Genomic DNA, 20294 nt, shown 5'->3' on the forward strand with positions numbered 1-20294 from the left:
TAAAAATTTAAAGCTGCAGATGCTTGACCGCTGGCAACGTTTCGCTTGCTTTAAAACAATTGATATGTTGCTTGATCAAACGTCTGCAAGATGGACATACATCCTTCCTGCAGGCGCCTTCACAAGATACCTGCGCATACTGTCAAAGAACTTTGGAATCGGCCTCAGCGCCTTCTTCCGTGTGCCCCGACGTTTCCGTCGTTGCTAGCCGCCCATTATAGCCGGCTTATCTGCTTCGTCAACACCTTTTTTCAAGGCCGCTTCACCGTAGTGAACCGTTGTTGCCGATGCCGCTTCGTCGGCCTGATCCGTAGATCGTTTCGTCGTTGCGAGCCGCCTATTATGTCAGGCTTTTCGTTTCCGTCAACACCTTCTTTCGAGGGATGTTGCCGCCGCTTTGGGGTGGTGTTCACCGGGGTGAAGACCGCGCCGCAGCGAGGGAGCGAATACTAAAGACTTCTGGAAATTCGTCAAGGCTTTTCTCCAACTTTTCATCGCAACGTCATCGCTGCGTGCTGCCTGCACATCGCCAACGGCAGCACGCGCGTTGCGCGTGCTGCCGCAGCCTTGCTAACAATGCAGTTCTTGTCATCAGGAATGCATGCGATGTCTGCGGTAGGCAAACGTTCGTTGTTGCGCGATGTGTCGCTGCCATCAGTGATGGCCGGCTTCATTACGGTGTTGGTGGGCTTCGCCAGTTCTGCGGTGATCGTGTTCCAGGCGGCACAGGCGGTAGGCGCATCACAGGCGCAGATCGCGTCGTGGATGTGGGCGTTGGGCCTGGGCATGGGCATCACCTGTATCGGCTTGTCACTGCGCTATCGGATGCCGGTGGTAACGGCGTGGTCCACCCCGGGTGCGGCCATGTTGGTAGTGGGCGCCGGCGCGGTGGGTTACAGCGATGCGATCGGTGCGTTCGTGTTGGCCGCAGTGTTGGGGATGATCGCCGGCTTCTCGGGGATCTTCGCGCGTTTGATGCGACGGGTACCGATGGCGTTGGCGGCCGGCATGTTGGCCGGTGTGCTGCTGCGCTTCGGGCTGGACGTGTTCGTGTCGATGCAGTCGCAGCTGGGCATGGCGCTGGCGATGTTCGTCACCTGGCTGGTCGGCCGCCGCCTGTTCCCACGCTATGCGGTGATCGCCACGCTGCTGGTGGGCGTCCTGGTGGCCGCCGCACAGGGGCTGCTGCACATGCAGGAGGTTCGCCTGCAGTTGGCCACGCCGGTGTTCACCTGGCCGACGCTGTCCTGGTCTGCGGTGATCGGTATCGCCCTGCCCCTGTTCGTGGTGACCATGGCCTCGCAGAACATCCCCGGGGTGGCGGTGATCCGGGCCTCGGGCTACGACACTCCGGTGTCGCCGGTGATCGGCTGGATCGGCGTGGCCAATACGCTGCTGGCGCCCTTCGGGGCCTTTGGACTCAACCTGGCGGCGATCACGGCGGCGATCTGCATGGGCCGGGAGGCACACGAGGATCCGGCGCGGCGCTATACCGCTGCCGTTGCCGCAGGCGGCTTCTACATTGTGGTGGGGCTGTTCGGGGCGACGGTGGCGGCTGTGTTTGCCGCCTTCCCCAAGGAGCTGGTGGCCTGCGTGGCCGGGATCGCGCTGTTCGGGACCATCGCCAACAGCCTGTCGATGGCGCTGCGCGAGGAGACCGACCGCGAGGCGGCACTGGTCACGTTCCTGGTGACCGCCTCGGGGGTGTCGCTGGCCGGGATCGGCTCGGCGTTCTGGGGGCTTGTCGCAGGCGGGATATGCCTGCTGGCGTTGCGGCCACGGTCAGCACGCGGCTGAGCCCGGTCAGGGCTCGAAGAGGAAGGCCACCGCGCCGATCACCACCACATAGATCAGCAGGAACACCGCCACTGCCGCCCAGCGGGTGCCGCCACGTGCGGCCAGGTCGGCGTGCAGGGCGGTTTCGCCGCCGGCGGCGTGGGTGGGGCTGACCTTGGCAATCATGCGTTGGGTATGCCGCAGGTACAGCAGGTTGCCGGACGCGCCGGCGGCAACGCTGGCGCCGAGGGTGATCACCATCGACAGCGAATCGCTGAACCCGACGACGGTTTCGATGATCGAGCTGATGGTGAGCGCGCCGGCCCACAGGGCGGCTACCCCATACATGCGGCGATAGGCCATCCACACCGCGCCAAACAGGAACGCCGGCCAGTTCCAGGTGCCGGCGCCGTCAGCGCCCTGGTCCAGACCCCACTTGCGCCGGTAGACCTCGAAGTTCTTGCCGACGAAGGCGGCGTAGGCACGCAGGTTGTCCGGGACGGCGGGGTCCTGCGCCACAGGCGCGGCAGCCCCCATCGAGGAAGCCGGTGCAGCGTAGGGATCGGCGGGCGTGCCGGGCGCGGCCAGCGGATCGGGCGTAACCGCCGGATCGGCATCGGGCAGTGCGTCGCTGGGGGCCAGCTGGTCGGCGACGGCCTGCAACGGCTGCCACTGCGACAGGCCACGGTGCCAGACCAGGGTGTCGACATCGACCTCCCCCTGCGCCAACAGGTCGCGCAGCCGCGCGGTGGGCAACGGGCCCTGCCGCTGGCGCTGCCGGTCGGCGTAGTACCACTGGGTATCAGACATCGCTCGCTCCTTGAGAGGGGTAACATGAACCCCGGCAGGCAGCCGGGCCGCGCAGGGTAACGGCCCGGGCCGGGCCCGGGCAATGGATCAGAGCGGCAGCACGCGGAAGGTCTGCACCAGCGCGTGGCGGGCGCCGGGCGCCAGGGTGACCACGTCCGGGCCGGCATTGGCCGCTTCCAGGCACACGTAGTTGCGCCAGCCGTCACCGACGTCGGCCATCCCGGCCGCGCCGGTCTGGCCCGGGTTCCAGGCCACCAGCGAGCGGCTGCCGACGGTGGTGATCTCCAGGCTGCGCTTCAGGCCCGGGTCCTTGAGCAGGTAGCGACCGCCGGCGTTGGTATAGATGCGATCGCTGCGCCCGGGATCGCGCGGGTCACGCAGGCTCCAGTCGCCCTGCTGGGTGCGCGCGGTGGCGTAATTCTCGAACTTGTCCAGGTAACTGAGGCCATCCAGCCCCTGCACGCTGACCTGGGTGGCATCGCTGACGTTGAAGTAGTTGTGCAACGCCTGGGTGAAGCTGACCGGCTGGCTGCCGGTGTTCTCGGTGATCAGCCGCTGTTCCAGGGTGCGCCCGATGCGCAGCTGCATGGTCAGGCGCAGCGCAAGGTTGTCCAGCGCGGGCGGGGCCAGGCTGAGCACGACGGTGCCATCGGCGTCGCGGTGCGCGGCGGTCAGGGTCCACGGCACGTTGCGCACGAACCCGTGCGCGGGCACGTCGGTGCCCTGCCCCTGGCGACCGAAGTACGGCCAGCACACCGGCGTACCGCCGCGGATCGGGGTGGGCAGCGGCTGGGCGGTGGGCGACAGCCACATCACGTCCTGCCCGCCCTTGGGTACGTAGGAGAGCAGCTGGCCACCGAATACGGCAATGGCGGCGGAAGCGAAGGGCGTCTCCACTTTCCATGCCGGAAAGCCCTGGAGGTTGACCAGGCTCAACCCCGGGACCTTGGGCAGCGCGGCCGGTGGCGCGGCGGGCGACTGCAGCAGGCGGGCGTGGTTGGGTGGCAGGGTGAACACAGTGGTTGCGGGCATGGTGGTCGGAGGCGTTGGGAGGGGGGGCGCGGCGCGCAGGGCGACAAGGATGCGCTGGCCGGCACGGCCGTCTGCCGGGCGCATGCCCAGGCGCTGTTGTTCGGTCTGGATGGCGCGGCGGGTGGCGGTGCCGACCATGCCATCGGCAGCGCCGATGTCGTGGCCGCGAGCGAGCAGCAGGGCCTGCAGTTCGCGGCGCTCGCCACGGCCGATGCCGGGGTCGTCGGTGGGCCAGGCGGCAGCAATGCCAGGGCCGCCACGTAGGCGGTCGGCCAGGGTGGCGATGGCCAGGGCGTAGCTTTCGGCGGCGTTGTAGGCGTAGATGGCATCGTAGTTGCGGAACACCAGCCATGCCGGACCGGTGGCTCCGGTGGGCAGCAGCAGCGCGGCATTGCTGTCGGCCGGCAGGCCAGCCGGGGCCAGCGCGCCGCCGCCGACCGGGGCGATGCCCAGCGCGCGCCAGCTGGCAAGCGGCTTGCGCTGGGTGCGCCCGGCCACGGCGGTGTTGAAGCCGGCCGGGATCGTCACTTCAATGCCCCACGGCTGGCCGCTGCGCCAGCCGGCCTTGGCCAGGTAGTTGGCGGTGGAGGCCAGCGCATCGGGAATGCTGGCGACCAGATCGCGGCGGCCATCGCCATCGCCGTCAACGGCAATGCGTGCATAAGTGGATGGCATGAACTGGGTGTGGCCGAACGCACCGGCCCAGGAGCCGGTGAGGCCATCGGCCTGCAGGTCGCCGGCGTCGAGCAGCTTGAGCAGGGCCAACAGTTCGCCACGGAAGAACGGTTGCCGGCGGCCGTTGCAGGACAGCGTGGCCAGCGACTGCAGCAACGGGCGCTTGCCGAACACGCGGCCGTAATCGCTCTCCACGCCCCAGACCGCGACGATGGTGGCCGGATCGACGCCGTACTGCGCCGATACCCGGTTCAACAGGTCACGGTGCTGGGCCAAACGGGCGCGGCCATCATCCACCCGCTGGGTGTCCACCAGTGCGGCCAGGTAGTCCCACAGCGGGGTGGTGAACTCCGGCTGGGCGTCCAGCAACGGCAGCACGCTCAGGTCCGGGGTGAGGCCGGTGGTGAAGCGGGTGAAGCCATCGGCGCTGACGCCCTGCTTGAGTGCCTGCGGTTGCAGGGTGGCCAGGCAGCGGTCGAATTCGTCCTGCGGGGCGGCGGTGGCCGCAGCGCTGGCCAGGCACAGTGCGCCAAGCAGACAGACAGACGTGGGCCTCATTGGCGGGAATCCTTGCAGCCAAATAGACCTGCATCATAGCGGCAAGCCGGGTGGATCAAGCCGCCTGCAGCAGGCGCAGGCCGAAGGCCGGCTCGGCAGCGTTCCAGTGCGCGGTCACGCGCAGCCCGGCAGCGGCAGCCAATGCCGCAAACGACGCGTCGGTGTATTTGTGGCTGTATTCGACCGTCATCGCTTCGCCGTCGGCGAAGTCGAACGCATGGCCGGCCACCTGTACGGTCTGTGCGCGGGTGCTGAGCAGATCGGTTTCGATGCGCAGGCGCTCCACGCTATAGCGGGCGCGGTGCTGGAATCCCTCGAGGTCGAAATCGCTGCCGATCTCACGGTTGAGGCGCTGCAGCAGGTTGAGGGTGAACGCGGCAGTGACGCCGGCCGCATCGTTGTAGGCGGCCTCGATCAGCGCCGGATCCTTGTGCAGGTCGATACCGATCAGGGCCAGACCGTCCCTGCCCATGGTCTGGCGCATGGCCTGCAGCAGGGCAACGGCATCGGCGTGGACGAAGTTGCCCAGGGTGGAGCCGGGGAAGAACAGCAGCCGGCGCGCGGGGATGCGCTGAGGTTCGGGCAGGCGCACCGGCCGGGTGAAGTCGGCGCAGACCGGCAGCATTTCGATGTCCGGCAGCGCATCGGCCAGGCGCGCGATGCTGGCCAGCAGCGCGGCGCGGGAGATCTCGATGGGGGTGTAGGCGACAGGATCGGCCAGCGCGTGCAGCAGTCGTTCGGTCTTGCGGCCGCTGCCACTGCCCAGTTCGACCACGTGCAGGCGCGGGCCGACCGCGCGCGCGATCGCCGCGGCACTGTCGTGCAGCAGCTGCAGTTCGGTGCGGGTGGGGTAGTACTCGGGCTGGCGGGTGATCTGTTCGAACAGGGCCGAGCCACGGGCGTCGTAGAAGTACTTGGACGGCAGCTGGCGCGGCGACGCGCTCAGGCCGCGCAGGATGTCGGCGGTAATGTGGGCGCGATCGGGCTGCAGGTCGGTGAGCGCGTCGAGCGCATCGCTGACCGTGCTCATGCCGCATCCCGCGCCAGGCGCACGCCGGAGAACTGCCAGCGGGCCGAGGGCGCAAAGAAGTTGCGGTAGCTGGTACGCAGGTGGTCAGGCGGGGTTGCGCAACTGCCGCCGCGCAGGATCCATTGGCCGTTCATGAATTTTCCGTTGTATTCACCGAGGTTGCCGGCAAAGGGGCGAAAACCGGGATAGGCACCGTAGGCGCTGCTGGTCCATTCCCAGACATCGCCGAACAACTGCAGCAGGTCCTGCGCGTGCCCCTGCCCTGGCGCGGATACGCCGGCCGGATGCAGGCGGTCGGCATCGGCGAAGTGCCCCACCACGGGGCGGCCGGCGGCGGCGGCCTCCCATTCGAACTCGGTGGGCAGGCGCGCGCCGCTCCAGCGGGCGAAGGCGTCGGCCTCGAAGTAGCTGAGGTGGCAGACCGGCGCATGGGGGTCGAGGGTGCGCCAGCCGGCGAGGGTGAACTCACGCGCCAGTTCATCGTCCCAGTACAGCGGGTGTTGCCACTGCTCTGCCTGGCACAGCGCCCAGCCTTCGCTCATCCAGGGGCGCGGCTCACGGTAGCCGCCGGCCTGGACGAATGCCCGGTACTCGGCGTTGCTGACCGGGCGGTTGGCCAGGGCATGGGCGGGCACCAGCACGCGGTGGACGGGCGATTCGTTGTCGTAGGCAAAGCGGGGATCGGCGGGCCACGCCGGCGCGCCGATGTCCACGATCTGCTCGGCACGGGTGTGCCAGCGCAGCGGCACCGCACTGGCATCGAGCCGGGCCAGGTCATCGCGGTACGCCGGCTGCAGCGGGTTGCACCACAGCGCGTGCTTGATGTCGGTCAGCAGCAGCTCCTGGTGCTGCTGCTCGTGGTGCAGGCCGAGCAGCAGCTGGTGCCGCGCCGTTGTCTGCAGCTGGTCGGCCTGCAGCAGCGCGATGACCTGTTGGTCGACCTCGCCGCGGTAATGCAGCACCTCGTCCAGCGAGGGCCGCGAGAGCAGGCCGCGCTGCGGGCGCGCGTGGGCCGGGCCGATGCTCTGGTAGTAACTGTTGAACAGGTAGTGCCAGTCGGCGTTGAACGGTACGTGGCCGGGCTGGCTGGCCAGCACGAAGCGTTCAAAGAACCAGGTGGTGTGGGCCAGGTGCCATTTGCTCGGGCTGGCGTCGGGCATGCTCTGCACCATCGCGTCTTCTGCACTGAGCGGCGCGGCCAACGCCACGCTGCGCGCACGGATGCCGGCGTAGCGCACGGCCAGTGCGGCGGTGGATGCTGTGGCGGCGGGCGGTGGCGAGGCGACGGCGGTGTTCATCGCGCTCAGGATCGAACAGCCCCAGTGAGCGGCATGTCATGGCACGCCTCACATCGCGTTGCATCGCTCAAGTTGAATACGCGCCGGCCCGGCACTGGTACGCCGCGGCGGTACTGCTCAGGGCAGCGCGTCGAGGTAGAACCAGCGGCCGTCCTCGCGGATGAAACGGCTGTGTTCGCGCATCTTGACCGCGCTGCCACCGCCGACCATGTAGCGGGCGGTGAAACTGACCTGGGCATGGTCGGGATCGGCGTTGCTGTGGTCATGCACGGTCAGGCCAAGCCATCGGGTGCGCTGGCCGGCCGCTTCATCCAGCGACAGCGCATCGGGGCGGGTGCTGGGGTGCCAGCTGGCCAGCAGGTAGTCGGCCAGGTGCCGGACGTAGGCGCTGTAGCGCGAGCGCATCAACGACTCGGCATCCGGCGCGGCGCGACCGGCGTGGTAAAGGCCGCAGCAGGCGGCGTACGCCTGCGGGCGGCCGCAGGGACAGGGATCGGAAGGGGCATTGCGCATGCGGCATTGTCGCGCCTTCGGGGGGAGGCAGGAAGCGGGGGTGGGCGGAGGCGAAGGCGCAGCCATCCCGGTATGCTGGCGCGCCCTGCATCGCGAAGTGCTGACCGTGCTGGAAATGATTCCCCCGGAACTGTGGTGGTTGGTGGTGATTGCCTTCATCGCCGGCCTGGTCGATGCCGCCGTGGGCGGGGGTGGGCTGGTGCAGTTGCCGGGCCTGTTCACGGTGCTGCCGCAGCACACACCGGCAATGCTGTTTGGTACCAACAAGTTCAGTTCAATGTTCGGCACCGGGGCGGCGGCCTGGCGCTATGCGCGCAACGTGCGGTTCCCGTGGAAACCGGTGTTGTTCGCGGCGAGTACGGCCTTCGTGTTCTCGTTTGCCGGGGCGACCGCGGTCAGCCTGCTGCCCAAGGACGCGGTGCGGCCCCTGGTGCTGGTGCTGCTGGTGGCGATGCTGGGCTACACGCTGTGGAAGAAGGACTTCGGTGCGCTGCACCGACCGCGTGAGATCGGCCGCAAAGAGTTGACCACGGCGCTGGCGATCGGGGCGGCAATCGGGTTCTACGATGGCTTCTTCGGGCCGGGCACGGGCAGCTTCCTGATCTTCCTGTTCGTGCGCTTCTTCGGGCTGGATTTCCTGCGCGCCTCGGCTGCGTCGAAGGTGGTGAACCTGGCTACCAACGTGGCGGCGATCTCTTTCTTCGTGCCGACCGGCAATATCCTGTGGCTGTTCGCGCTGCCGATGGCGGTGGCCAACATCATCGGCTCGGTGGTGGGCACGCGCATGGCGCTGCGCGGCGGCACACCGTTCATCCGCAAGCTGTTCGTGGGCCTGGTGGTGGTGCTGATCGTACGGATGGGGTGGGATACGTTCGGTGGGTAACCCGTGGAGCGGGGCGTTGCCCCGCTGCGGTTGGCGCGAACGATGGGACTGGAGCAGCCGACCAACGGTCGGCTCTACGGGGCGAACGTCAGGCGACCGGTTCGGGCTCCTGCTGGCGGCCGCGCTCGGGCAGCTTGAGGCGTTTGCCTTCTTCGTCGTATTCGATCAACAGCACGCCCGAGTCGTGGCGACCGCTGATTTCCACGAAACAGGCACCGCCGATGAATGGCTCCAGGGTCATCACCGACTTCAACGGCGTCGCCACCACCATCTGGAAGCCGAAGTTGTCGAAGATGTTCATCGCCAGTGCGGTGAACTCGTTGTCGGCCTTGTCGAAGGCTTCGTCGAGCACCACCGCGGCGTAGCTCGGCAGTTGGCCGTCGGCGCCACCGAGCTGGTACCGCAGCGCGGCGGCCAGGCAGGTGGTGGCAAGCTTCTGGCGCTGGCCACCGGACTTGCCGGCACCGCTGCGGTAGATTTCGACCTGCTGGCGGGTGGCCGCGTCCAGTTCGACGCCGATGAACTCGACATGCAGGCGTACATCCAGCACGTTCTCGCGCCAGCGCTTGTCTTCGCCTTCCTGCGAGCCAAGACGCTTCACCAGCTCGCGCAACACGGCGAACTGCGCCTCGGCGACGTCGCGCGCGTCGGTCTGGTGATGTGACAGCACTTCCCGCAGCTGCTGGTGGAATTCAAGCACCTCCGGCAAGCGCCGGTCGCTGAGCTCGATGGTCAACAAGGTGTCGCGGTTGAACGGCACCTGCTCCAGGCTGGCGTTGACCTCGTCCAGGCGCTGGCCGATGGATTTGCGGGCTTCGGCACTATGCCGCTGCAGGGCCAGCAGGTTGTTCTTGCTCTGGTTCTGCAGCAGGTCGAAGAAGCGCTCCTCGTGCTGCGGCAGGCCATCGCGTTCCAGCCGCTGCAGGCGGGCCAGGAAGTCGTCGGCCGAGGCGACCGAGACGGTGAAGTCGCCCGATTCTTCCGGCCAGGCCTGGGCAAAGCGGCGGAAGCAGGCCACCAGCTGGGTCTCGACGCGGTGCACGTCCTGCTGCGAGGACGCGAGACTTTCATTGATGCCCTTGCTGATCTCGCGCATGTGCGCTTCGAGCGTCTCCAGGCTCAGGCCGCCCAGCGCGTCGAGGCGTCGCTGCAGTCCCGCCGCCTGGGTGACGCCCAGCGCGGGCAGCACCAGGGCGCGGCTGCGCTGGCGCTGGGCGTCCAGCTTGTCGCGCTCCCTGGCGATCTGGATAAGCTCGACGCGGGTGTCTTCGTAGGTCCGACGTGCCTGCGCGATGTCCGCGCGGGCCAGGTCGATCTGCTGCGCCAGGCGGGCCAGGTCGGCGTTGCCTTCGCGCAGTTCCCGCAGCGCCGATTCGATGTCCTGCAGGCGCTGTGTCGCGGTGGCGACATCCACTTCCTCCCAGCTGAAGTTGACCAGCTGGTTGCAGGCCAGGCGACGGTCGTTGTCGCGATCGCGCTGGCTGCGCAGGCGCGCGATATCCTCATCGCACTCGGCGATGCGCTTGGCCAGCTCCTGCGCTTCCTTGTGGAAGAGCGCCAGCTTGTCGCGGTTGTTGAAGCCCAGCAGCCAGCGGCGGCGATCGTTGATCGCGCTGCGGTCGTCCTTCTCGAAGCGGTCGCCGGGATGCTTGACCTGGCCTTCGCGGGAGATACCCCGGTCGACGTCGCGCAGCTGCTTTGCGTCCACGCACTCGTAGTCGTAGCGCTTGCCCAGCTCGCGGCGCAGCCACGGCTCGAACACGCTGTCGCGGAATTCCAGCTTGTGCAGCAACGAGCGCGCCGAAGGCTCGCGGGCGAAAGCATCGTCGTTGCGGCGGACGCGGTAGAAGGTGAGCCGCATGCCAAGGTGGGTCCGGTTCACCCACGCATTGACCTCGTTGTAGTGGCGGTCTTCCACCAGCAGCGACTGCGCGAAGCCGAACAACACACGTTCGATCGCGCCCTGCCAGGCGCCCTCGCCCTGGCGGACCTGGATCAACTCGCCCACGAACGGCAGCGCCGCCTCGGGAACGCCGGTCTCTTCGGCCATGCGGCTGCGCAGCTTCTGCAGCGGGGCGGGAATGCTCGACGGCGTGCGCTCCATCGCCTCCAGTTCCGCGCGTACCTCACCGAAGCGGCGGGTATCGTCCTGCTTCCCGGCCAGGCGCTCGGTGATCGCATCGTCCAGCGCGGCGGCAGCCTGCTGGCGATTGTCCAGCTCGCCCTGCGCGCGGTCGATCAGCTGCGCAAAGCCATGCGCGTCCTCGGGCACTACGTCCTGCAGCGTGCCGGCGGCCAGGCCGGCCTGCTCTCGCTTGCCCTGGCGGCGGTCGCGCTCGGCCTGGGCGCGGCCTTGCTCGCGTTCCAGCTCTTCGATGCGCTCGCCGCCCTGTTGCCGCCGCTGCAGCTCCAGCTCGGCCAGGTGCTCCTCATGGTTTCCCAGCGTCTGGCGACGCTGGGTCTCTTCCCCGAGCAGGCCACGATGGCGCACCTCGATTTCCTGCAGGCGCTTGTCCAGCAACTGCTGCAGGCGCGACTCGCGAAAACTGTCGAGTCCCAGCTTCAGGGTCTCTTCGTCGGCGCGCTGCAGGTTCATGGCCTTCAGCTCGGCATGAAGCGCACGCGCAGGCAACAGCGTTTCAACCTGGCGACGCGCGGTCACCACGGCCTGGTGGGCCGCATCGAGTTCGGCGAAATCGCTGACCAGGCGTTCGGACGCGTCGAAGGTTTTCGGCGTGTCGAGCATGAAGTCGCGCAGAAAGACGTTGAGGTCGCCCAGGTTCTTGGCCGACTGGGTCTTGTGCAGCAGGCGCAGCGCCATGTCGTTGTCGATGCCGAGCAGGTGGCGGAAGCGTTCGGCATAGCCGGTGAAACTGTCGAAATGGTGGACGTCGGCCAGCTTCTGCTTCAACTTGCGCAGGTCCAGGTCGAAACCGCCCAGATCCTTGACCACATCGAATGGGCGTTCGGCGATCAGGTAATGCTTGCGCACGTCGGCGGCGGCAGTGCCGTTGCCGGCGATCCAGAACAGGCGCACCAGGCTGACCACGCGGCCATCGCCACTGCGGTATTCAAGCACCAACGCGGTCCAGGTCGCGCCCTTGCGCAGGTACTGGGTGGCGATTTCACCAGTCCCCCGGTCCTGCTGGTCGGCCCAGGCGCCACGCACGTAGGACACCAGGTTGCGGTCGCGTCCGCTGCGCTCGGCTTCACGCGCGGCGGCGTTGAAGTCGACGATGGCCGGCGGCACCAACAGCGCGGACATGGCGTCCAGCAGGGTCGACTTGCCCGAGCCGGAACGGCCCACGAACAGGAAGCCACGCTCGGCGATCGGCACCTCGGTCAGGCCGTTGAAAGTGCCCCAGTTATGTACCTGCAGGCGGCGCATGCGGAACTGGCGCAGCCGCGGGTCGGGTAGATCGTCGGTGAACAGGGCGGGAGTGTGCTTGGAAATGGCCATGCGTTGTCGGTGGTTCCGGTCAGGCTTGGGCAGCCGGGGTTTCGCGCAGCTGGCGGTAAACCGCCGACAGCGCAGAGACATCCTCGGCGGAGAACAACAGCTTCAACGCCGGCGATACTTCGTGACGATCTTCCTGGCCCGCCAGGCGGGTCAGGATGTGGTTCTCTTTCATCTTCTGCACCGCCGCGGCGACGCGACGATTGAAACCGGCGCGGTCGGTGGACAGATTCTTCTCGTAGATGGCCAGCGCGTCGGCCATCTCGGTGTCGGCCACCACCGCGCGATTGCCGCGCGCATCGGCCTCGGCCAGTTGCTGTCGCAGGTACAACAGCAGCACCGAGTCGATGAAGGTCAATGGCGAGCTGCGCAGCAGTACCGGCGCCTCGACATCTTCGGTATCGGCCTGGCGGGTGAATGCCACGCCACTGTCACGGTCCAGGACCAGCTCCAGGAACAGGTCGGCCAGCGCCGAACGGATCGCCGCCTCGCTGCGGATCAGCGCGGGCCACAGTTTGGCGTGACGCAGCTGGTCGATGCTCGGTCCGATCAGCAGCTGGCACAGCGCGCGACGCGCATCCAGTGGCAGGCGACCGGTATCGCCGAGGTAGAACACGTCGTTGCTACGCCGCGGCAGCGGCGTGACCACGACCGGCTCGGCATCGTAATCGGCGGCCTCGACGTCGGTCCGGGCGGCGTCAATGGGGTCATCATGCCAGTTCATGGCGTTTCTCCTGGGTGAACCAAACCAGCGGAATGCGGGCACGGCGCCACTGCCCGTCGCCACCGCGCCAATGGGCGATTTCCTGTTCGCCGGCCACCACGTTGCCAAAGCGGGTGCCCAACGACAGATAGCCGATGACGCTGCCCAGCCCCTGCGCGGGATCGCGCTGGGTCAGGGCCTGGGCGATGCTGAGCGTGGGTTGCACGGCCAACAGCTCGTGCAGGTCGCGGCGCAGGGTGCGGAAGTCGATTTCCGACGACGCCACCAGGTCGCCGACACTTTCCAGGCTGATGCTGGCGATGTCGTTGCGCTGCACGCTGCCATCCACCTGCGCGCTGCGCGGGTCGTGCAGTTTCCACTGCGACCACGAGCGCGGGCGGCTGGTGGTGAGCTGCAGGTCGCGACCGATGGAGCGCTGGGCGGGGAAGTCATCGCGCAGCGCCAAGGCTTCGGACTGGGCCTGCTTGAGCAGCTGGTTGAGGCGGCGCTGCTCGAGGTAGCTGCGGCTCTGCACGAAACCACGCAGGCTGCGCGCGAAATGCTGCAGCACATCGTGCACCTGGCCGCCGCGGTCGAGCATGGCACTGGTGAATCCGCGCAGGAAGGTGCGTTCGTCGCGGGCCAGGCTGCGCGCGAAGCCGCGCGCGAGCACGGTTTCCAATGCGGCGTCGAGCTGGGCGCTCTGTTCGGCGTCGTTGAGCAGCCGCCAGAACGCCTGGAAGCTACGCCCGGCGTCGCTTTCACCGATCACGTCGACGCCTTCGAACAGCTTGGACAACACGTCGCCGCGCTCGCCTTCGTCGTCGATGATGCGTTCGCGGAAGTCGCGGTTGAGCTTCTCGAAATCATCGCGGACGCGACGGAAATCTTCGGTCAGTTCGTCGGCCAGGCCGATGATCTGGCGGGCACGCTCCAGCGCGCGCTTGCTGTCCAGCGACACGATGCGGCCCTGCCCGACCTTCTCGATTTCCGCATCGATGCGGTCGCGCTCGTCGCGCAGCGCCGACAGGCGCGCATCCGGATTGGATTCGGTCTGCGCAGCCAACTGCGAGAGCTGTTCGATGACCAACGCCAGCCGGCTTTCGGTGGCGGCCACGCGGCTTTGCTCCAGGCTGTCGGCGAAGCGGATCGCCTGCAGGGCCTGGGTGGACAGTTCGTACTGCTCCTGGTCCGCGCCTTCGGGCAGGCGTCGCTCCAGCCAGCCCTGCGCCAGCCAATGGGCGATGTAGGCCTGGGCGGTGCGCGGCAGGTCACGCGACAGTTCTTCGCCGTTGAGCTGGTCCAGCGCGCGTTGCAGGCGGTCATTCAGGACGGCCGCGGACAAGGTGCGCTCGCCATCCATCAACAGGCTCTGCAGCAGGCCGATGATCTCCGGCGCATTGGCGGCGGCAAGCAGCTTCCACTGCGGCTGCTCGCGCAGGTGGCGGTAACGGGTAATGCGTTCGCGGTGCTTCATGCAGCCAGGAAATCCGGTAAAGCACTGCGCGGCCGGGGGCCGCGCTGCGGAAACGGTGCCGACCGCACGGGTCGGCACCGGGACAGCGGCAGGCTCAGCGCTTGCCGCCCACTTCGATGAAGCGCAGGAACTCGGCGCGGGTGCGCGCATCCTCGCGGAAGCTGCCGAGCATCTTGGAGGTGACCATGCTGACCCCGCGCTTGTGGATGCCGCGGGTGGTCATGCACTCGTGCGCACCTTCCACCACCACGCCCACGCCCACCGGCTGCAGGACCTCCTGGATGCACTGGGCGATCTGCGCGGTCATCTTTTCCTGCACCTGGAAGCGGCGTGCATAGGCTTCCACCACGCGCGCCAGCTTGCTGATGCCCACTACCTTGCCGGCCGGCAGGTAGCCCACGTGCACCCGGCCGATGATCGGCGCCATGTGGTGTTCGCAGTGGCTTTCGTACTCGATGTCGCGCAGCACGATCAGTTCGTCGTAGCCAGCGACTTCCTCGAAGGTGCGCTCCATATAGGCGCGCGGGTCATCGCGGTAGCCGCTGAACCAGTCACCGTAAGCCTCGGCCACGCGCCGCGGGGTGTCCAGCAGGCCTTCGCGGGTGGGGTCTTCACCGGCCCAGCGCAGCAGGGTGCGCACGGCCGATTCGGCTTCATCCTGGGTGACCGGGGTGGCGTCGTTGTCTTGCTTGCTCATTACATACAGCACCCGAAGGGGGGAAAGCATCGTACCCGAGACACCCCTCGGGCGTCCTCCACGATGGCCGCCGAGGCCCCTGCCGACCGCCCGGCATTGGGCCGCGGTTGGGCTTGGGGTATTGATAGTATCGAAATTAGTAGTATCCTATCTATCTGCCATGAAACGCTCCCTCGACCCACGCACCCAGCTGCAGATGCAGCTCAGCTCCGGCCTGCTCCATTCAGGGCGGCAGTGGCAGCGCCTGGCCGATCAGGCCTTGGGCAGCTATGGCATTTCCGCGGCGTGCACCATGCCGCTGCTGTTGATCGGGCGCGCCGGGGGCGGTATCCGCCAGGTCACGCTGGCCCAGCAGCTGGGCATGGAAGGTCCGTCGCTGGTGCGCCTGCTGGACAAGCTGTCGGCCAGCGACCTGGTGCGCCGCGAGTGCGATGCCAGCGACCGCCGCGCCAACCTGCTGTGGCTCACCGACAAGGGCCAGGCGCTGGTCAGCGACCTGGAAACCCAGTTGATCGGGTTGCGCGAGAGCGTGTTCGGCGAGCTGTCGATGGATGAGCTGCGCACCGTGCTGAAGCTGTGGCAGCTGCTGGCCCAGGCTGCCGACCGCGTGACCTGAGCGACGCGCGACGACCCACAGTCGTCGCCTGCCTTTCCCTGCCGTGCGACGGCCAACGGTCGTCGCCCACCTTTTCCCTGCGAAGTCCTGCCTCGATGTACGGTGAATTCAGTCTCTATGGTGTGTTCGTCCCGACCCTGCTCGGGCTGATGCTGCTGGCGTACCTGCTCAAGAGCGGGTTGCGCCTGGTCCTGCAGCGCACCGGCGCCTACCGCCACATCTGGCACCCCGCCCTGTTCAACCTGGCCGTGTACGTGATCGTGCTCGGCGGGTTGTTTTCCCTGATGCGTTGGATGCAATCGTGAACAAGACCCTCAAGCGTGCTTTCCCGGTCGTGCTGACCGTTGTGGCAGTCCTTGCCGCCCTGCTGGTGCTGCGCCACCTGTGGGCGTACTACATGGATGAGCCGTGGACGCGCGATGCGCACATCAGCGCCGACGTGGTGCAGGTGGCGCCGGACGTGTCCGGGCTGGTGGAAGCGGTGAAGGTGACCGACAACCAGCCGGTGAAGCGGGGCGAGGTGCTGTTCGTGGTCGACCGGGCGCGTTACCAGATCGCGCTGGAGCAGGCCCAGGCCGCGCTCGGCGAGCGGCGTGCCACGCTGGACCAGCTGCGCCGCGAGATCGCCCGCGACCGCAGCCTGCAGGACCTGGTGGCCGCCGAGGACGCCGAAGTGCGCCGGGCCAAGCTGGCCGCCGCGCAGGCGTCGATGGCCACCGCCCAGGCGGCGGTGGACCTGGCCAGGCTCAACCTGGCCCGCACCGAGGTGCGCAGCCCCAGCGACGGCCATGTCAACGACCGCACCGTGCGGGCCGGTGACTACGTCACCGCTGGCCGCGCGGTGATGGCGGTGCTGGACACCGGTTCGTTCCGGGTCGATGGCTATTTCGAGGAAACCCGCCTGCGTGGCGTGCATGCCGGGCAGAAGGTCGATATCCGCCTGATGGGCGAGGCGCAGCCGCTGCAGGGCCACGTGCAGAGCATCGCCGCGGGCATCGAGGATCGTTACCGCAGCGAGGGCAGCAGCCTGCTGCCCAACGTGACCCCGGCCTTCGACTGGGTGCGGCTGGCCCAGCGCATTCCGGTGCGCATCCATATCGATCGCATCCCGGCCGGCGTGAACCTCATTGCCGGACGCACCGCCACCGTCACCGTCCAGCCCGATGCGCCCCAGCCGGCGCCGGCGCGACCGGCACAGGCGGCGTTGTGAGCCGCCCTGCCCTGCATCGCATCGCGCTGGGGCTGGCGCTGATGACCACGCTCGCGGCATGCAAGACCGTGGGCCCGGACTACGCCGTGCCCGCAGGTTCGGCGTTCCAGCGGCCGGAGGCCAATGCGGCCTTCATCGCCACCGGCAACCCGCAGGTGGCGGCGGGCGCCGAGCTGCCCCCGCGCTGGTGGGAGCTGTACCAGGACGACACCCTCAACGGCCTGGTGGAACAGGCGCTGCGCGACAACGTCGAACTCAAGGTGGCCGATGCCAACCTGCGCCGCGCCGCGGCGGTATACGAGCAGGCGCTGGATGCAGGGGGGGTCGAGTACGAGGCCGAGGCCGGAGTGAGCCGTGCGCAGTTGTCGGCCGAGTCGTTCCTGCTGGACCACGCGCTGCCGCCGATCAACCTGGCCGACGGCAAGTTCGCGGTGTCCTACCAGTTCGACCTGTTCGGCAAGCTCAAGCGCGCCTCCGAAGCCGCGCATGCCGATGAGCAGGCCGTGGCCGCGGCGATGGACCTGGCCCGGATTTCGATGGTGGCGCAGGTGGCCGGCAGCTATGTCGAGATCTGCCACGCCAACCACGAGCTGCACGTGGCCGAGCATTCGCTGCAGCTGCAGCAACGCAGCCGCGAGGTCACCCAGCGGCTGATCAACGCCGGCCGTGGCACCCCGCCGGAGCTGGCCCGCGCCAACGCGCAGGTGGCGATGCTGGACGCGGCGCTGCCGCCGCTGCGGGCACACCGCCAGGCCTCCGAGTACCAGTTGGCCGCGCTGCTCGGCCGCACGCCCGGGCAGCTGCCCGCGGGCGTCGCCGACTGCAGCCAGGCCCCGACCTTGGCCCAGCCGCTGCCGGTGGGCGATGGCCGCGCACTGCTGCAACGCCGGCCCGATGTCCGCCAGGCCGAACGCCGCCTGGCGGCGGCCACCGCGCGGATCGGCGTGGCCACTGCCGAGCTGTACCCGGACATCCGCCTGGGTGCCTCGGTTGGTGCGGCCGGCCTGCTGGCCGATTTCGGCGAACCACTCACCCAGCAGTGGTCGTTCGGCCCGCTGATTTCCTGGACGCTGCCGTCCTCGGGTACGCATGCGCGCATCCACGCCACCGAGGCCGGTGCCGATGCGGCACTGGCCGAGTTCGACCACAGCGTGCTGCAGGCCCTGCGCGAAACCCAGACCGCGCTGAGCCGTTATGCGCATGACCTGCAGCGGCTGCAATCGCTGCAGACCGCGCAGGAGCAGGCCGCGCTGGCCGCCAGCCAGAACCGCCGGCTGTACCAGGGCGGGCGCACGCCGTATCTGTCCAGCCTGGATGCGGACCGCAGCCTGGCCTCGGCCGATGCCACCCTGGCCGATGCGCAGGCGCAGGTATCGCGTGACCAGATCCAGCTGTTCCTGGCGCTGGGCGGCGGCTGGAATGCCGATGCGCTGGCCCCCGGCAAGGCGACGAGGTAACCGCCATGCTGCTGTTGGACCGCCACGCGTGGCTGTTTTCGGTAAAGACCTTCCTGGCCGCGCTGGCCGCGTTGTACATTGGCCTGGCCGGCAACCTGTCGCGCCCGTACTGGGCGATGGCGACGGTATACATCGTGACCCAGCCGATGCTCGGCCCCACCCGTGCCAAAGGGGTGTATCGCATCGTCGGCACGCTGGCCGCCGGTGCGGCCACGCTGTGGATGCTGCCGCACCTGGTGGAGACACCGCTGCTGCTGAGCGCGGCGATGTCGCTGTGGTTGTCGGCCTGCCTGTTCATCGCCCTGCTCAACCGCGGCCCGCGCGGCTATGCGTTCCTGCTGGCCGGCTACACCACTGCGTTCATCGGTTTCCCGGCGGTGATCTCACCGGACACCATTTTCGACACGGTGGTGGCGCGCAGCGAGGAGATCATCCTGGGCACGGTGGTGGCGGTGTTGTTCGCGTCCCTGTTCTTCCCCACCTCGGTGCGGCCGATGCTGCGCGGCCGGATCAACAACTGGATGGGCGATGCGGCGCAATGGTGCCGGCAGATCCTGCTGCGCGGCCAGACGCATGGCCCGCGCAACCGGTTGGCCGCCGACCTGGTGCAGTTCGAGGCGCTGATCGAATTCCTGCGCCGCGATGACCCGCGCCATGCCGGTGCGGCGGTAGCGATGGAGCGGCTGCGCGAACGCATGCTGCTGATGCTGCCGGTGTTGTCCTCCATTGCCGACCGGCTGGGCGCGCTGCGTGCCGGTGGCCGCGCGCTGCCACCGGGGCTGGAGCCGCTGGTGGCCGACATCGCCGCATGGCTGGAGCATCCTGGCCGTTCCAGTGCCGGTGACCATGCCGCGCTGCGCGACCGCATCCTGGCCCTGAAGCCCACCGTGGACGGCGAGCTGGATCACCTGCTGCTGGTCACCCTGCTGCTGCGGCTGGAGGAACTGGTGGACCTGTGGCAGGACTGCGGCACGCTGCAAGACGCGATCGAGAACGGCAGTGCACCGCGCGATACCGCGCACTACCGGGTACGGGCCACGCGTACCGGCGGCGCGCGCCACGTGGACTACGGCATGGCGCTGTTCTCCGCAGCCAGTGCAGGGGTGGCGCTGATGACCTACTGCGCGCTGTGGATCGGGCTGGGTTGGGAAGGCGGCGGCAACGGCGCGATGATGGCCGCGGTGGCCGCGGCGTTCTTCGCCGCACAGGACGACCCGGCGCCGAGCATGTTGTCCTTCCTGCTGTGGGCGATCGTGGCCAGCCTTGTCGCGGGCGTGTACCTGTTCGGGATCTTCCCGGCCGTGCACGACTTCGGCAGCCTGGCGCTGGTGCTGGCGGTGATTTTCCTGCCATTGGGCCTGCTGCTGCACCGGCCCAAGACGGCGCTGATCGGGCTGCCATTGACGGTCAACCTGGTGGCGCTGCTGAACGTGCAGAACACCTACAACGCCAATATCCAGAGCTTCATCAACTCCTCGGTGGCGATGTTCATCGGGATTGGCTTTGCCGTGGTGATGACCCGCCTGTTCCGTTCGGTGGGTGCCGAATGGACCGCACGCCGGTTGGTGCGGCAGGGCTGGAACACCTTGGCCGAAGCGGCCGAAGGGCGCGGCCAGCAGGACCGCCAGCAGTTTGCCGCGCGCATGCTGGACCTGCTCGGCCTGCTCGCCCCGCGCCTGGCGGCCACGCCCGAAGGCAGCGACATCGCCTCGGTGGACATGCTGACCGAAGCCCGCATCGGCTTGAACATCCTGCAGTTGCGCCGCGCCCGCCATGACCTGCCGCCGGCAAGCATGCAGGCAATCGAATCGATCCTGGATGATGTTGCCGCGCACTATCGCGCCCAGGCCGCGCAACGCCGTCCGCTGCCCGCCCCGGCGGCCCTGCAGGGCAAGCTGGAGGCATCGCTCCGGCGCGTGCAGACCGTGGCGGCCGGCAAGGCACGCGATGACGCACTGATGGGCGTGATGGGGCTGCGCTTTGCGCTGTTCCCCGACGCCACCGAGGTGCGTTCGGACCCTGTACCCGCGCCGGATGCCGCTGCCCGGCTGCACCCGCGCTGATCGGCCATGGCCGATCGGCGGTATCCTGCAGGCCGCAAT

16 protein-coding genes are annotated in these 20294 nt (G+C 68.2%); 7 read left to right on the top strand and 9 right to left on the bottom strand.

Annotation, left to right across the window (positions count from 1 at the left end):
- The first annotated feature begins 606 nt into the window (after positions 1–606).
- Entirely contained in the window at positions 607–1797 is a 1191-nt protein-coding gene (locus AC3IR9_RS20660; protein WP_489293129.1) for a benzoate/H(+) symporter BenE family transporter, read from the top strand.
- A 6-nt stretch (positions 1798–1803) separates the two neighbouring features.
- On the opposite strand, the gene AC3IR9_RS20665 is transcribed toward AC3IR9_RS20660, so the two are convergent.
- The 5 genes from AC3IR9_RS20665 to AC3IR9_RS20685 form a co-directional block, all read right to left on the bottom strand.
- Positions 1804–2586 (bottom strand): GYF domain-containing protein, encoded by a 783-nt coding sequence (locus tag AC3IR9_RS20665; protein ID WP_489293130.1) that lies wholly within the window; start codon positions 2584–2586, stop codon positions 1804–1806.
- Between the two features lie 87 nt (positions 2587–2673).
- A complete protein-coding gene (locus AC3IR9_RS20670) occupies positions 2674–4851 on the bottom strand; it encodes a lytic murein transglycosylase (protein ID WP_489293131.1) in 2178 nt (725 codons plus the stop codon).
- Between the two features lie 55 nt (positions 4852–4906).
- Entirely contained in the window at positions 4907–5881 is a 975-nt protein-coding gene (gene egtD, locus AC3IR9_RS20675; RefSeq protein WP_489293133.1) for an L-histidine N(alpha)-methyltransferase, read from the bottom strand.
- On the bottom strand, positions 5878–7179 hold the full coding sequence (gene egtB, locus AC3IR9_RS20680; RefSeq protein WP_489293135.1) for an ergothioneine biosynthesis protein EgtB: 1302 nt from the start codon (positions 7177–7179) through the stop codon (positions 5878–5880). The genes egtD and egtB overlap by 4 nt, the downstream gene beginning before the upstream one ends.
- A gap of 117 nt (positions 7180–7296) precedes the next feature.
- Positions 7297–7692 carry a YchJ family metal-binding protein gene (locus AC3IR9_RS20685; RefSeq protein ID WP_489293137.1) on the bottom strand — a complete coding sequence of 132 codons (396 nt, stop codon included), beginning with the start codon at positions 7690–7692 and terminating at the stop codon, positions 7297–7299.
- Between the two features lie 106 nt (positions 7693–7798).
- On the opposite strand from AC3IR9_RS20685, the gene AC3IR9_RS20690 reads away from it, so the two are divergent.
- On the top strand, positions 7799–8575 hold the full coding sequence (locus AC3IR9_RS20690; protein ID WP_489295930.1) for a sulfite exporter TauE/SafE family protein: 777 nt from the start codon (positions 7799–7801) through the stop codon (positions 8573–8575).
- Between the two features lie 88 nt (positions 8576–8663).
- Here the strand turns inward: AC3IR9_RS20690 and AC3IR9_RS20695 are convergent, their stop codons facing one another.
- The 4 genes from AC3IR9_RS20695 to folE all read right to left on the bottom strand — a co-directional run bounded on the left by AC3IR9_RS20695 (position 8664) and on the right by folE (position 14909).
- Positions 8664–12035 carry an ATP-binding protein gene (locus AC3IR9_RS20695; RefSeq protein WP_489293138.1) on the bottom strand — a complete coding sequence of 1124 codons (3372 nt, stop codon included), beginning with the start codon at positions 12033–12035 and terminating at the stop codon, positions 8664–8666.
- A 19-nt stretch (positions 12036–12054) separates the two neighbouring features.
- Positions 12055–12756, bottom strand: a complete 702-nt coding sequence (locus AC3IR9_RS20700) for a DUF4194 domain-containing protein (RefSeq protein ID WP_489293140.1) — start codon at positions 12754–12756, stop codon at positions 12055–12057.
- On the bottom strand, positions 12743–14212 hold the full coding sequence (locus AC3IR9_RS20705; protein ID WP_489293142.1) for a DUF3375 domain-containing protein: 1470 nt from the start codon (positions 14210–14212) through the stop codon (positions 12743–12745). The genes AC3IR9_RS20700 and AC3IR9_RS20705 overlap by 14 nt, the downstream gene beginning before the upstream one ends.
- A 94-nt stretch (positions 14213–14306) precedes the next feature.
- Positions 14307–14909 (bottom strand): GTP cyclohydrolase I FolE, encoded by a 603-nt coding sequence (folE, locus tag AC3IR9_RS20710; RefSeq protein WP_489293143.1) that lies wholly within the window; start codon positions 14907–14909, stop codon positions 14307–14309.
- A gap of 160 nt (positions 14910–15069) precedes the next feature.
- Between folE and AC3IR9_RS20715 the strand changes: the two genes are divergently transcribed.
- The 5 genes from AC3IR9_RS20715 to AC3IR9_RS20735 all read left to right on the top strand — a co-directional run bounded on the left by AC3IR9_RS20715 (position 15070) and on the right by AC3IR9_RS20735 (position 20255).
- Positions 15070–15525, top strand: a complete 456-nt coding sequence (locus AC3IR9_RS20715; protein ID WP_489293145.1) for a MarR family winged helix-turn-helix transcriptional regulator — start codon at positions 15070–15072, stop codon at positions 15523–15525.
- Between the two features lie 95 nt (positions 15526–15620).
- Entirely contained in the window at positions 15621–15830 is a 210-nt protein-coding gene (locus tag AC3IR9_RS20720; RefSeq protein ID WP_017354740.1) for a DUF1656 domain-containing protein, read from the top strand.
- On the top strand, positions 15827–16735 hold the full coding sequence (locus AC3IR9_RS20725; protein ID WP_489293147.1) for an efflux RND transporter periplasmic adaptor subunit: 909 nt from the start codon (positions 15827–15829) through the stop codon (positions 16733–16735). The genes AC3IR9_RS20720 and AC3IR9_RS20725 overlap by 4 nt, the downstream gene beginning before the upstream one ends.
- A 41-nt stretch (positions 16736–16776) precedes the next feature.
- Positions 16777–18192 carry an efflux transporter outer membrane subunit gene (locus AC3IR9_RS20730; RefSeq protein ID WP_489295932.1) on the top strand — a complete coding sequence of 472 codons (1416 nt, stop codon included), beginning with the start codon at positions 16777–16779 and terminating at the stop codon, positions 18190–18192.
- Positions 18193–18197: 5 nt separating this feature from the next.
- Positions 18198–20255, top strand: a complete 2058-nt coding sequence (locus AC3IR9_RS20735) for an FUSC family protein (protein WP_489293148.1) — start codon at positions 18198–18200, stop codon at positions 20253–20255.
- Positions 20256–20294: the final 39 nt, after the last annotated feature.

The sequence above is a fragment of the Stenotrophomonas sp. GL_101 genome, from assembly GCF_057835675.1.